This window comes from Pedobacter sp. Leaf176 (assembly GCF_001424305.1).
Classification (GTDB): domain Bacteria; phylum Bacteroidota; class Bacteroidia; order Sphingobacteriales; family Sphingobacteriaceae; genus Pedobacter.
This window is the reverse complement of sequence record NZ_LMPD01000006.1, coordinates 122753-137295: the sequence shown is the minus strand read 5'-3', so window position 1 is coordinate 137295 and position 14543 is coordinate 122753. Positions and strand designations below refer to the sequence as shown.

The following is a 14543-nucleotide window of genomic DNA, read 5'->3' as shown; positions in this document are numbered from 1 at the left end:
AAGAGTAAAACTTGCCAAAATAGATGTGAAATACCCAGCTACCACAAAAGAAGCGCAAGAATTTATCACGCCCGAAAAACTAAACGAATTGCAACCGATCGACGTATTTGGCAAAATATACCAATCCAGATACAATAGTGATGTGCCAACCGAAATCCTGCAACTCTTCCAAAAAGTAGCGCAGGAAGTAAATCAAACAGCCGAATAAGATGAAGATATTAGCAATACGCATCAAAAACCTGACCTCATTAGAAGGAACGACTGAAATCGACTTTACAGCAGAACCCCTATGTTCGGCTGGTATATTTGCCATTACCGGAGCAACCGGAGCCGGAAAATCGACCATATTAGATGCCCTTTGCCTTGCCCTCTATGGCAAAACACCAAGATACCTGCAAGCGAGAGAAACAGGAATTGAAATTAAAGATGTACAGGGCAGCACACTTAGCCAGGGAGATGTACGCAGTATTTTGCGGGACGGAACGGCCGATGGTTTTGCAGAAGTCGATTTTAAAGGTATAGACGGGCAATACTACCGGGCCACCTGGAGTGTGCGACGGGCAAGAAATAAGGCGGAAGGCAGCATGCAATCTGACTCAGTTACGCTGAAAAACATCACTTCCAATGTCAACATTCCAGGCAAAAAGCAAGAAACCTTAAATGAAATTGTACGGCTTGTGGGCTTAAACTTTGAGCAATTTACCCGATCGGTATTATTGGCACAAGGTGATTTTACCGCTTTTATGAAAGCCAATAGAGACGAAAAATCTTCTTTGCTCGAAAAACTGACCGGAACACACATCTATTCTGAAATCTCTAAAAAGATTTATGAAAAATATAAACTGGAAGAACAACTGCTCCGTGAAATCGAACTCAGAAAAGAAGGCATCATAACGCTAACAGCGGAAGAGTTAGAAGCCCTATCAGCCAATCAGGAGACCTTAACCTCGCAGATTACTAAGCTGGAAAAAGATATCGAGCAACTAAATGCAGCAATTGCCTGGCACGAGCAGCTTGCCAGGTTTAAAAGTGCCTACTATGCGGCCGAAACTTCAATACAGGTGGCTACAGCAGCGAAAGAGACGGCTTTGCCACGCCAACAAAAATTGCTACTCACCGAACATGCCCAACAAACCAGAAGCTGGGCAGATGCTTTAAAACACGCTCAAGATCAGCACACCAACAAAACAACTGTTGTTGAAGCACTAAAAGAAACCATTAACAAACTGCTTGCTCAAAAAGAAGCGGTAGTAATCAAACTCCAGGCGGCAGAAAATAACCTCAGCGCAAAAAACAAAACCCTAAGCGATGCGCTGCCCCTGTTGGAACAGGCGAAAAAGTTGGATACACTAATAGGCGAGAAAAAAGAACAGCTTGAACAACTTCAGCAGGAAGCTGAAAAGGCCGCTACAATCAATGCTCAACATTTTACAGCACTGGTTGCAAAGCAAAAAGAACACAAAAATCTTGAAACAAACATTAAAACAATTACCGATTGGCAAAAAGCAAACCTCGACCGCAGCGCAATTGCCGAAAATAAAGACCTGATACTATCGAAACTGCAGGATGCACAAAAGTTTTTAGACACTTTACATGCTGCTGAGTTGGCGCTGACCAAATTAAAGGAAACCGTAAAAACAGCCGAAGATGAAAAGACAGCCATTGAACTTAATTGGAACGAGCAGTTAGCAGGTTTGGAAAAGCTAAAGAAAAACCATGAAGCCCAGGCTAAGGAACTGCTATTGATCCCTATCGAAAAATTAAACCTCGCGAAAATCGAAACCGAACAGCAGGTAGAAAATGTGATAAAAGCACAGGTTAACTGGCAACTGTTTGATCACGCTTTTACTGAATTAGAAAGTCTGAACCGCAAGCAACAACAAGACCTCACTAATGAGCAGACCAAAAAAGAAGCATTAGCTACATTGACCGAACAGCTTCCAGTTATAAAAACGCAGAAAGAAACCGCCTACCAAATGCTACAGCAAGCTCGTTTGGCATCTACCGAAAATGTGGAAACACTTAGAGCTGCTTTGATTGAAGAAGAGCCATGCCCCGTGTGTGGTAGCATCAGCCATCCTTACGTAATACGAAATCCACAATTGGAAAACGTGTTGGCCCAATTGGAAAAATCCTACCAAGAAAAAGAGCATAATTACCTGCTTTGCCATAGCCAACATGATATTTTAATTAAAGAGTGCACCACGCTAAAGCAAGTAATCAAAGAACAAAACGAAGCTATTGCAACAAAAAAATTAGCATTGGCCGATAAAAAGCAAGCCTGGGAACAATTCGATATTGCCAAAGAAAGCCATAACATCGCCGCTGCAAACAAAGCAGAATGGCTCGAAGAAAATTTACAGGTGCTAAAGGTTAAACAAAGTGATTTATTAGCGCAAATCAAAGCACATAATGATAAAAAGCAGCAACTTGAGACGGCCAAAACCCAGATAGACCAGCTAAAGGAACAAACAGACAAGCTTGCCAATCAAATAAAGGATCTTCAAAACAGGGTGGCGGTTTATAAAGAGCAACAAAGTAGCAAAACAACTGACCAAGCTAAAGCAAATACCGACCTTAATGCTGTAGAACAATTGCTTTCGCCTTATTTTACGGCCGAAGACTGGATGGCAAATTGGAAAACTGCCCCATTACCTTTTCTAGAACGCATTGACAGTTTCGCCCGTAATTGGAAAGAAAACGATGAAAAACTAGCGCAATATACCCCTCAGCTAGCAGCGTTAGCTGCCACATTAAAAGAATTGGAAAACCAGGCTAAAAACCTTTCTGCAGAAGCAGATAAAAAAACCGAAACCCACCTGGCGCAACACAAAATCTATCTCGGCCTGGTGGAGCAACGCAAAGCGATATTTAACGGACAACCTGTAACCATAACTGAAAACGCCCTTAAACAAGCCATTGAAGAGGCGCAACAAAAATTAGAGCAGCTTAAAACCAAGCAACAACAACTCAATATTGAGCATACAAAGGCGCATACCCAAAGAGAAGAATTAACGGCTACCTTAAGTGCCTTGGAAATTGAGGCCCAAAAGTCAGCACAAAAAATACAGGACTGGATTAACAATTACAATCAGCAAAACAATCAATCACTCAGCATTGCAACACTTCATGAGTTGTTGGCATTAAGTAACGATTGGATCCATAAAGAGCGGGCAGCGCTACAAACCATTGCGGAAGAGGTAAACAAAGCGAACACCATTCTTAGCGAACGAAAACAAGCGATGGACAACCATTTGCAACATGCTGCCACCGACCAAACGCTTGAAGAACTTTTGGCCCTCAATGGTACTGCCAAAACAGAATTAGAACAAAAGAAACATCAAAAAGGGGAAAATAGTTTCCGCCTACAGCAAGATAAAGCCAATAAGAACAAAATCGGCGACCTACTTAAAGAAATCACAGCGCAAGCCGCCATTACAGAAAACTGGAGTAAACTGAATGAAATCATCGGTTCCGCCGACGGTAAAAAATTCCGCCAGATTGCCCAGGAATATACACTTGATGTTCTGCTGGGTTATGCCAATACACACTTAAAGGCACTAACCACCCGATACAAAATCGAGCGTATTCCATCATCACTTGGCCTACAGGTGGTCGATCAGGATATGGGCGATGAAGTGCGTACCGTTTATTCGCTTTCCGGCGGCGAATCATTCCTGGTATCACTTGCCTTAGCTCTGGGCCTCGCCTCTTTATCATCCAGCCGAATGAAAGTAGAATCCTTATTTATTGACGAAGGTTTTGGCTCCTTAGATCCTACCACGCTCAATATCGCAATGGATGCTTTGGAAAGATTGCATAATCAGGGTCGCAAAGTAGGTGTCATTTCGCATGTACAGGAAATGACGGAAAGGATTCCGGTCCAGATTAAAGTGAGTAAGCAGCAGAGCGGGAAGAGTAAGGTGGAGGTTTTGGGAAACTAAATATAAAAAAGTATAGACATGAAAATAAGCGCTTTAAAAATTAAAGGATTTAGGTCATTCGGGCCAGATGAAGTCAAAATTCCAATCGATGAAAAACTAGTTGGCTTTATTGGACTTAATAGTGCCGGTAAAACCACTTCTCTCGAAGCATTGAGGAAGTTGTTCGGGCAATCCTTAGCCGACCGAGAAATTTTTCGTCAAGATTTTCATGTTGGCAAAGAAGAAAAACCTGATGAAATAACGGAAAGATTCCTGTCCATTGAGGTTATAATTGATTTTGCTGAAGATGAGAAAGAAGCAATCCCGCATTTCTTCAGTGATATGGTAGTGGATGAAGAAAATGAAAATCCATATCTCCGTTTGCGACTTGAAGCTACTTGGAAAAGATCTGAATACGAACCTGAAGGTGAGGTTGATTATAAAATTTATTTTATAAAAGTTGCTGAAGGTACTTCCGAAGAAGAGCAAAGCAAGCAAATATTTCCAAATCATTTTAGGCGTCTGATACAGATACTTTATGTGCCAGCTATTCGGCGGCCTGCAGAACAATTAAAGTACGTATCAGGGAGTATTTTATTTCGTGTATTAAAAAAGATAAAATGGGATGATTCTTTTAAAACAGAATTTGATGGAAAAATAGAGCAAATAAATGATGCTTTTAGAGGCTTGTCAGAATTTAGTACTGTTCAAACTTCTATTACAGAATTCTGGCAGCAATTTCATAAGGATGAGCGCTATAAAGATACCACTCTTGGCTTTGGCGGGAGTGATTTCGATTCTATCTTAAAAAAACTAGAAATATCGTTTAGCCCTACTGGTACACACAAAACCTATAAGATTGATGAACTAGGGGAAGGTTATCGTTCACTATTTTATTTAACACTAGTATGTGCATTATTAGATATAGAAGAAAAATTATCCGAAAATGAAGATGAAGAAAATATAGGTATAAATCGTCCCTTACTTACTATATTAGCAATAGAGGAACCAGAGAACCATATTGCTCCGCAACTCTTAGGTAGGGTAATAAAAATACTAAAAACAATTGCTGGTAAAGATAACTCACAAGTCTTACTTTCTTCACATACACCCGCAATTGTAAAAAGATTAAATCCTGAAAGCATTCTGCACTTTAGAATTACCGAAAAATATGAAACTGAAGTAAATAAAATATTACTCCCTAAAAAAACAGATGAGGCATATAAATACGTAAAAGAGGCTGTACACAATTATCCGGAACTATATTTTGCAAGACTTGTTGTAATTGGTGAAGGTGATAGCGAAGAGGTTATTTTTAATCGGCTTATGGAGGTGATGGAAGTTGATTTTGATGACAACATTATCACTTTTGCTCCGCTCGGGCACCGATTCGTAAATCATATTTGGAAGTTATTAGAAACACTACATATTCCTTACGTAACGCTTTTAGATTTGGACGTAGAAAGAGAAGGTGGCGGTTGGGGGAGAATAAAATATGCTCTTAAACAATTAATTAAGGTAGGTATTAATAAGGAAGACATCTTAAAAACTACAACTGGTATATTGTCTGATGAGGAACTTGAAAAAATGCATACCTGGAGTTTAATAGAAGAGAATGCTATTGAAAACATGAATAGCTGGGTGGATTTTTTGATGAAGCATAATATTTTTTATTCTAATCCACTTGATTTAGATTTCCTAATGCTTACCCATTATCCGGAATTTTATAAAAAAGCTATTCCAACTAGTGGTGGACCAAGAATTCCTGATGAAATAGAAAAACCTGATGAGTTTAATGATAAAGTAAACGTTGCAATTCAAGCAACTTTAAAGTCGGAAAATGCAACGGCGGAAACCTACTCTGAAGATGGAAAAAAACTAATGATTTGGTATAATTATCATTTTTTGGGACGAGGAAAACCGACAACTCACATTCAAGTTTTGTCATCTATGACCGATGAAGAAACAAAGGGTAATTTACCTCAAGTATTTACAGAGATTTTTGATTGCATATCCTCTCTTCTAAAACCAAATAGAGCAGATGAAGCCAATTAAAACTCAAGAATGGATTCCAACAGATGGAATGAATCTTGAAGAAAATGCCCTTAAGGTTGCGACCAGCGTTGAAAACAATCTTGTTGTTGCCGGTCCAGGTGCAGGAAAAACAGAACTTTTAGCGCAAAAAGCTTGCTTTCTTTTGCAAACGAATACTTGCAAATTTCCTCATAAAATATTGGCAATAAGTTTTAAAAGAGATGCCGCGTACAATCTGAAAGACAGAGTAAGGCTTCGTTGCGGAGATGAATTATCCAATCGTTTTGACTCTTTAACCTTCGATTCGTTTGCAAAACAGTTATTAGACCGCTTCAAACAAGCCCTCCCTACTGAATACAAAATAGGTTCAGAATATGATGTCTTAATAAGAGATCAATCCATTTTAGATTTATATGAAGCTGAAGACATTAATTATTATAATACAACAAACAGAGACACCATCCTTAGACTTCATAATACGCAATTACCGCACTCCGCTAACAATGTTGGCGAAAATATAAGAAATAAGGTTTGGCAGAAAATGATTCATCAATCAAAATTATCGTTCACTATGATAATGCGATTAGCTGATTACATCATTAATAAAAATCCAAAAATTAGAAGATTTCTCCAGCAAACCTATCATTTCGTTTTTCTAGACGAGTTTCAAGATACCACAGAAATTCAGTACGATTTCTATAAAAGTTGTTTTCTAGACAGCGAAACAGCCTACACCGCTGTTGGCGATGATAAACAGCGTATTATGATGTGGGCAGGTGCCAGAGAAACCGTGTTTGAAGACTTTATTACTGACGTAAATGCAACACGAATTCCTCTTAACATGAACTTCCGATGCGCACCTAGATTAGTTACTTTATTAAACCATCTTACTCAGCATTTATTAGGAAAAAATGATTTCGCTACACCATCTCCGAAATGGCAAGCTGAACAAGGAGAATGTTATGTTTGGGTTTTCGAAAATCCAGAATCTGAAATGCAAATATTGCTCCAAGAAGTTAAGAAGTGGATTACTACAGATGGAATTAATCCTAGAGAGATCTGTATTTTGGTTAAGCAGCAACTGGAACAATATACAGGCGACTTAATTGCATATTTTAACCAAAACGGCACTAAAGCAAGAGATGAAAATAAATTGCAGGATATGTTGACACAAGAAATCTCTATTTATATCATTAATATTTTATACTCCATTTTTCAGAACAAATCTCATGAGACCAAGCAAACAGCATTCAGTTTCTTGACCAATCTTCATACAGAATTAGAAGACGGGCAATTATTAAAACTAGAGGTTGCCCTTGCAAGTTTCATTAAGAAAATGAAAGATAAGTGCAAAAACACAACTTGTAACAAAGAACAAATCAACACACTGATTGATGAGATAATTGATTTTGCTGACAAAGATCGCATTATAGCCAGTTTTTCCTCATATAGAAACCCTACTGAACTTAATAGAATAACAACCTTACTAAAAGAAGAACTTATTAAATATTATAATACAGTAAATAATATGATTCTAGCTTTAGATATGCTGGTTGGTAAAGATACAATCCCTGTTATGACAATTCACAAAAGCAAAGGATTAGAATATCATACTGTAATTTTTATTGGTCTAGAAGATGGCGCTTTTTGGTCATTTGAACGCCAACCAGATGAGGACAAATGTGCATTTTTTGTTGCATTATCAAGAGCAAAGGAGCGAGTTGTATTCACGTTTAGTAAACAAAGAGTTGGTCGTTTTGGACTGCAGAATCAATCTATAACAAAAATTAAAGTTATTCTGGAGGAATTACAGAAATCAGGTATAGTTACAATGATTGAAAGAAAAAATTAACTAAATATACATACCAGCAAATCTGCATCAACACATTATGTAAGAAATCAATCTCTATTCCGAAGCAAAACCACGCTAACATCAGCTCATCCTAAATCTAAAGAATGGGATGATACTAACTCAATTATTTAAAGATAAACTTATACATTTAGGTGGTAGCTTCGAAATTTACGTCTTGGCTAAAATTTTCCAGATGATCCCAAGCGATATCTAAATACTTATCTAAAAAAAGTGTTCGCTTTCTTTCAGACCAATTTTTTATTCTATTAATGGCTTCTTCTTTTGAAATATTCGGATTTTGCTTTTTAATAAAATCAACAGAAGCTAAAATTTCAATGGATAAAGCAGATTGAAAACCATCAATCAGTTTGGTTAGCTGCTTTATAATACCTCTTTGTTTACTGCTTAATTCCTTTTTAACGTAATCACTTACTTCCTGCAATTTGTCGTACTGCAATTCCAGGGGTTCAAACGCTCTAGCTTACATTTGCTCCAGCCCTTTGATATATTTCCCATTAAGCGCATGGACCAGATGATCTACTTGCACAGTATATGGCCCATAATGATGAGCAGTAAATTTCAGACTTTTCAAACTTGGATCACCAAGACGTTGTAAAAAATAGGCTAACTTGTTTGCTATGAAAAGACTAGTATCCTCTCCTAAAGAGTCATAATAGTACATTGCATAAAGCAACATTGCCTTAGCAGGAGTTAATCTAACTTCTTTCTTAGCATCCTGAGCTTTTAGAATGTCTTTTACTTGTTCATTTGGCTCATAAACAACAATTTCAACACCTTCAATACCCCCTAGATATTTTTCGATCATAGGCTTAACCTTTTCCCATTTTAGCCCACCATTTCCACAACCTAGTGGTGGAACAGCAACACTTTGAATATTTTGCTCTTTTATGATTTTTGCTAAATCCTGTAGCCCACTTTCAATATAATCGTATTGAGATTTTTTGAACCACTCTGTTTTAGTTGGAAAATTTATGATTAACTTCTCCCCTTCTAAAGTATAGTCTTTAACTGCCAACAATTTTCCAGGTTGTAATGTACCACTCTTACATGCGGCAAGATATACTTTAAAATTATGTGGGAAAGTTTCCTTGAACTGCAATGCGATGCCTTTACCCATAACACCAACAGTATTAACCGTATTAACGAGTGCTTGCGTTCCAGCCTCTAAAAGATTGCCTTTAATATATCGCATTAATAATAAAAATCTTTGAGCGTACGTACTTTGATTTGTTTTCCTGAATTTGCTACTAATAATCCTAAAAAGCCAGATTTTATTTAAGTCAAGAGCAACCATGTTTTAACAATACAATAATATACATAAAATATTCGTGCATCAAGATGATTTGATAAAACACTAAGCAAAACTTAGTTATTCTAAATTAACGTTAGCTCAATTCCATAATAATTATAGCGGAGACACTCCCTCCTGCTCACGCAACAGTAGTTGAGTTATTTCCATATATTCCACTAACAAAGTTTACCTCAATAAAGCCGCTCTGCTTCCAGTTCTGTAAACAAAATACGAATGACCATCTGATAGAAAATTTAACAACGAAGAGACAATCCTTATACACTTATAATCAACCCATCTCCATAATAGTCTTAATTTTGAATGGATGAAGATTATATTCTTTTTTATTGCACTTGAAAGCCTTTTGATATTTAATTCATCAGCGCAAGATTTTCAGCTGGATAATAATACTTCAATGCAGGCATTATACAGTACCGCCAAAAAACAGTATTCTACCTTTGAAAAAACACACGGCAGGTTTATACAGACGAAGAATGTGAATATGCATTACCTTACATGGGGGAATTCATCAAACCCCTGTTTAATCTGGGCACATGGCAGCATGAATAATGGTTATGAATTACTGGACATTGCAAACGATCTCGTTAAGGCTGGTTTTTACGTAATCGCCATTGATTATTACGGACACGGTAAAACGGCTATTCCGAATCATGCAGTATCTCTTTATCACGTTGCCGATGATATTAAATTTTTGATCGATAAATTGTTTATAAAGAGAGCTTTTGTTGGCGGATTTTCGAGAGGTGGATATATTGCTACGGCTTTTTATGATGCATATCCGAAAAGTGTATCAGGACTGATTCTTGAATGGCGGCTCTGTTTCTTCAAATACATATTATCACAAACTTACTTCTGCGGAATTGAATGCTAAGGCAAAAAACTTTGATATAAAAACAAACAGCCCTGGGATACTACATACAATAGTGAATTTGAAGCCTATAAAAGCTTATACGACAAAAATGAAAAGGGGAACCAGTTTCCTATTTTGGCGCTGATTAAAAAAAATAAGTCAGAAAGGTGGTCTATTATATATTCAGAAATGATGTCGATCTTTCATTTAGAAAATAGTCAACAGTTTTTAAACCTAACTTTGCGCCCTACCAAAGTTCCGCTCTTCGCCGAATCCATGATGATGATGGAACCGAAAATCATTTTTAGAAATTTAGATGTACCGGTATTAATTCTTGATCCTGTTAGCAAACATGATCCTATGCCTTTTGAAAAGGAAAATCAAGCATTAAAGAAACAACACCCGGATTATATAGAGTATATAGCTTATCAGGATACAGAACATAACATACACTACGCGCATCCCAAACGATTCACATCTGACATGATTAGCTTTTTAAAAAAGTCATTGAAGTGATCCATTTCCTGTTAAACAGCTCATGGTCAGTAATTACCAGCTCTGTAAATTCAGCTTTTCAATTTCTTTAAAGTGCTTGTCTTTGGTGTGTAACTTTAGGTTAAATTGCCTGGATACTGCGGCTATCCAAATGTCATTCTCCGGTATTGGCTTTCCTTTTTGCAACAATGCTGTTTTGATTAGGGCGTAATGATTGGCTGTCTCATCATCAGCAATAAGTACATTACACCTTTCCAAAAAAGAGTTGATCTGTTTAATGTGCTTTTTTGGGTTGGCTGATCTGTAAGCACCCAGGTATAGTTCTCCTAATACAGCAAAAGGAATGTTTATTTCCTCATCTAAGGTTTCAAGAAACGCTGTAATTGTGGGATTGCCTTTAAATAACTCAATAACAATATTGGTGTCCAATAAATTATTTCCAATCATCAGGGTGGATTGTTTCACAGGACTCCGCAATATTACGCTCCATTTCTGCTGCCTCCTCCTTAGACCATATTCCGGAAAAATCTTTCAATGCCGGTGCTTTCTTATTCGTTTTAGAATTTGTACGCTTTAACAGGTTCTCCAAAGCAGATAAAGTAGCCTCACTTTTTACTTTGAGCATTTCTTCTATCAAATGTAATTTGCGCGTTTCTATGTGCATGGATGTTTATTAAGTATTAATACAAAAATAAAGAATAATTTCTACAATAACCATACCCCTAAATTTCAGGGGCATAAGCACAATCTGGCGCAAGCGTCCCGCTTGTGACTATGCTTTCCTACCTAAACAACTTTATAATAATCTGTATAACATTTAAATTTTGGTATTTAAGAATAAGTTCAGGTCTCTCGAACCCTGAATTATTCTTAAAAAGCGTTGTTCAGGTTACCAATATTTGCTATTTCACATAAACAATTCAGCAACAAACCATTATCTATCAAAACCGACTAAAATAAACAAACCATCCCGATGAAAAATGCCTATTTTCTAATTTGTGGACTACTGTTCCTTTCTTTAACTCAATGTTCCAAGATCCAATCTTCTGAATCTATTGCTTTGGAAAAATGTAACCTAACGGGTAAATTCACTGGTATCGAAAACCAACGGGGTACCGTTTATTTCACCAATGAAATCAGTGGCACTACGCTTACGGAATATAGGTATATAATTATTACCGGCAGTCAAAAGCTTCCCCTGCTGCTTTGCAATTATCCTGCTGCAACATATCCGCTGAAAGAAAAGGAATCGAAAACATTAACTTTTAGCGCAAAAGTTGAAGTGTTGCCAGCTGAAACAGATGCGCTTTCCATCAACGCAGAACTTACAGCTATTCGTTTTTAAAGAGCTTTCTTAAAGCTAATATCTGGTCGTCGGCTCTCCTGTTGTCCGTGTTGCTTCGACACAGCTGTATACTAAAATACCCTAAGGTAACCGTGTCTGTCCGTAAAGTTCCGAAGGGCTCTACGGATTAGTTAATAGAAAAGAGTCTGCGATTCGCTTTTATTTGAGTTATAAACTCAATGTTGTTCTTGTGTCCGTAGAGACGCTTCGCTTAACGCTAACGGACAGGCTTATCATGTTACAGCGTTGGAAATCCTGATTTATTAAATAGTTCTTGGTTTGCTACCCTAAAATTATGAATAGCAGCTTTCCATATTATCTATCTTATTATTTTGCTTTAATGTACTTTATCGTTTGCTTTATCCAGTCTTCACCAAAGGCGTCAAGGCTTATATCTGGTTTGATGCCGGTGTTTTCGTAAGCGAGGTCTTTTGAACGACCCTTCATATCGGTCGGGTAGAATAGAAAACGTTTACTGGGCAGATCAATTGTCTTGCCATAATTACTTCCATAAGTTATGGTTCCGCGCGTAAGCTCCCCTAGCGTCGTTATTTTTTTTGCGCTTTTTATATTGATGATAAACTGTTCAGCATTGCTTACGGTGTTGCTATTTTGTAAAATAAAAATCTCGCCATCATATTTTTTCAGGAACTTATAAAATTGCCCCGATGTTTTATCTCCGCCACCGCCATTGTTTCTTAAATCGACAATGAGGTACCTGGTATTGATGGTTGGACTGGCTTTAGTAAAAAAATCAGTAGCAATTTTAATATTCTCATTGCCCGAACTGAATGTACTCAATCTTAGATAACCTGTTTCATGCTCAAGCACCTTGTATTCATATTTTCCATCACCGAAATTTATGGGGGCATAGGTTTGTGGCAAAAGTTTTTGAAAGTTTAGCCCCGTCAGTTTTCCGTTGGTTAATTTAACATTTCTGTACAGTACATAAGGAACCGGAGGCCCCATAAATCGAATGGCATCAAAGGTTTGATTATTTGACTGGTTTAAAATTAATTCCACTATGCCTGTTTTAAAATTCAGCAGGTAATAAACGTTTTCCATCTTTCGAAATAAAACGTACCTGTCAGCGTTTCCGGGTCTTATATAAATGCCTTCAAGACTATCAACCGGATACATTTCATATTTTGACATGACTTCTTTCTCATCCACCCTTTCCTTTAAATACTTAAACCGGAAGCTTGAATCTGGCTTTCTCCATAAACCCAGGTGGTTGTCTTTTATAGGGTATATCAACTGGAGTAATCTGAGATAAATTTCGAACTCATCGCTGGACTTTAAATCCTTGCGCATGTTCTCATAAAGCTGATGATAGGCTTTATCGTTCTTCAGCTGATCTTTGTAAGATGGCAACTTAAGAATGGAATTGTACAAAAAATCGAGATCTGCTCTGTTCTGAGCTTCCTGTGCAGGGAGGCTGGTTCCAATTAGGAAGAAGACTATAACGGAAAAAAGTTTTTTTAATTTCATATGAATGTGGTTTTCAATATAATTGAATGCAATTCTTAAACAGATATCAATTATTTAACAGCAAGTGATGAACCTGTTATGTGCTCAGCCTTGAGCACCTATCCGGAACTCAATTATATTGATAAAAATTAAACTAAAGCATTCCGTTATCCCAAAGCCTTATAATTTTATCCCAACTTCTGACTTGTCTATCCGTAGGTTTCCTAAGCTCCATGGATTAGTTGCTGAAATAGAGCCTATGAATTCATTCTTTGCGCTAAAATCGCGAACATCGAGCATGGGACATCCTTGCATATGCACTCCACATAGCGTTCTTAAATTAACATAGATTTATCTTTAAGCACACACTTTGATTGATTATTTATAAATACCTTCGCATCCTAAACCAACAATCATTACGCTAAATGATTTCCAAATATTCATTTAAAATACTTTCAGTTTTTGCAATCCTGGTTGGTTTATACCCGCTTATCTATTTTTTCATCGACAGAAGATTTGGCTTGCTACAATCGAAAAGTAATATTTTGCTGCTCGATTTAGCCTGGAATGCTGGCTTTTACCTGCACATCATTCTTGGCGGCATCGCGCTATTGATTGGATGGTCTCAATTTGTCGACAGCTGGCGAAATAAATTTCCAAAATGGCATCGGAATATTGGCAAATTATATATTACTTCCTGCCTGCTTAGCGCACTTGCAGGAATTTAAATTGCATTTTATGCCACAGGAGGCATAATCGCTTCCTCTGGCTTCATGTTACTGGGGATTATTTGGTTTTATGCCACCTTGAAAGCGTATTTATACATCAGGAACGGGCTGGTTGTTAAACATCAGCAGATGATGATCTACAGTTATGCCACCTGTTGTTCCGCCATAACCCTGCGCATTTATTTACCCATGCTTATCGCATTTTTCCACGACTTTAATACGGCGTACCTTATTGTGGCCTGGCTTTGTTGGATACCTAATCTCTTGGTTGCTTACCTGATTACAAAACGGCTTCGAAGCGTGGTAGTGAAATCCGCTGTCGGGCCGGTTTTACCAGGATACAACTAGAATAAACGATTCATAACAGGGCATGTGCAGCTGATAATTTATTTGATGGCCCCTGAAAGTTTGTCTAGGTTATCTCTTATTTCGCCTATGCGGTATTCATTTGGCATTACAATTTCATTTTTTGAGTTCAGGAGAAATACGGCCGGTAAATGCAGGTATTGTTTG

Annotated in this window: 12 protein-coding genes and 1 pseudogene; 8 read left to right on the top strand and 5 right to left on the bottom strand. The window is 37.5% G+C overall.

Annotated features, from left to right (window positions below; all coding sequences use genetic code 11):
- Positions 1-25 precede the first annotated feature (25 nt).
- Genes ASF92_RS21285 through ASF92_RS16660 form a run of 4 tightly spaced genes read left to right on the top strand, consistent with a single transcriptional unit; the run spans position 26 to position 7809 of the window.
- Complete coding sequence (locus ASF92_RS21285; protein WP_369817111.1) at positions 26-208, top strand: hypothetical protein; 183 nt, start codon at positions 26-28, stop codon at positions 206-208.
- A gap of 1 nt (position 209) precedes the next feature.
- Positions 210-3944, top strand: coding sequence for an AAA family ATPase (locus ASF92_RS16670; RefSeq protein ID WP_056095815.1), 3735 nt, complete (start codon positions 210-212; stop codon positions 3942-3944).
- Positions 3945-3962: 18 nt separating this feature from the next.
- The gene (locus ASF92_RS16665) at positions 3963-5978 is read left to right on the top strand and encodes an ATP-dependent endonuclease (RefSeq protein ID WP_056095811.1); all 2016 of its coding nucleotides are present in this window, start codon (positions 3963-3965) and stop codon (positions 5976-5978) included.
- Positions 5965-7809 (top strand): UvrD-helicase domain-containing protein, encoded by a 1845-nt coding sequence (locus ASF92_RS16660; protein ID WP_056095808.1) that lies wholly within the window; start codon positions 5965-5967, stop codon positions 7807-7809. Before ASF92_RS16665 ends, ASF92_RS16660 begins: the two co-directional genes overlap by 14 nt.
- A 148-nt stretch (positions 7810-7957) precedes the next feature.
- On the opposite strand, the gene ASF92_RS21280 is transcribed toward ASF92_RS16660, so the two are convergent.
- Both ASF92_RS21280 and ASF92_RS16655 read right to left on the bottom strand, forming a co-directional pair.
- Positions 7958-8251, bottom strand: a complete 294-nt coding sequence (locus tag ASF92_RS21280; protein ID WP_197413319.1) for a hypothetical protein — start codon at positions 8249-8251, stop codon at positions 7958-7960.
- A gap of 39 nt (positions 8252-8290) precedes the next feature.
- On the bottom strand, positions 8291-9124 hold the full coding sequence (locus ASF92_RS16655) for a macro domain-containing protein (protein WP_197413318.1): 834 nt from the start codon (positions 9122-9124) through the stop codon (positions 8291-8293).
- Positions 9125-9446: 322 nt separating this feature from the next.
- On the opposite strand from ASF92_RS16655, the gene ASF92_RS16650 reads away from it, so the two are divergent.
- Both ASF92_RS16650 and ASF92_RS16645 read left to right on the top strand, forming a co-directional pair.
- The gene (locus ASF92_RS16650) at positions 9447-10013 is read left to right on the top strand and encodes an alpha/beta fold hydrolase (protein ID WP_056095804.1); all 567 of its coding nucleotides are present in this window, start codon (positions 9447-9449) and stop codon (positions 10011-10013) included.
- 168 nt (positions 10014-10181) lie between these two features.
- Positions 10182-10508: an alpha/beta fold hydrolase gene (locus ASF92_RS16645; protein WP_157263952.1), complete on the top strand. Its 327-nt coding sequence runs from the start codon at positions 10182-10184 to the stop codon at positions 10506-10508.
- A gap of 33 nt (positions 10509-10541) precedes the next feature.
- On the opposite strand, the gene ASF92_RS16640 is transcribed toward ASF92_RS16645, so the two are convergent.
- Together ASF92_RS16640 and ASF92_RS16635 are read right to left on the bottom strand one after the other, a co-directional pair.
- Entirely contained in the window at positions 10542-10934 is a 393-nt protein-coding gene (locus ASF92_RS16640; protein WP_056095795.1) for a type II toxin-antitoxin system VapC family toxin, read from the bottom strand.
- Positions 10921-11151: a hypothetical protein gene (locus tag ASF92_RS16635; RefSeq protein ID WP_056095792.1), complete on the bottom strand. Its 231-nt coding sequence runs from the start codon at positions 11149-11151 to the stop codon at positions 10921-10923. The genes ASF92_RS16640 and ASF92_RS16635 overlap by 14 nt, the downstream gene beginning before the upstream one ends.
- Before the next feature lie 396 nt (positions 11152-11547).
- Here ASF92_RS16635 and ASF92_RS16630 point away from each other — a divergent pair, with 396 nt between their 5' ends.
- Positions 11548-11832: a hypothetical protein gene (locus ASF92_RS16630; RefSeq protein WP_157263950.1), complete on the top strand. Its 285-nt coding sequence runs from the start codon at positions 11548-11550 to the stop codon at positions 11830-11832.
- A gap of 327 nt (positions 11833-12159) precedes the next feature.
- Here the strand turns inward: ASF92_RS16630 and ASF92_RS16625 are convergent, their stop codons facing one another.
- Positions 12160-13323 (bottom strand): S41 family peptidase, encoded by a 1164-nt coding sequence (locus ASF92_RS16625; protein ID WP_056095784.1) that lies wholly within the window; start codon positions 13321-13323, stop codon positions 12160-12162.
- Between the two features lie 404 nt (positions 13324-13727).
- Between ASF92_RS16625 and ASF92_RS21460 the strand changes: the two are divergent.
- Positions 13728-14378: pseudogene (locus ASF92_RS21460) on the top strand (DUF2306 domain-containing protein).
- Positions 14379-14543 lie beyond the last annotated feature (165 nt).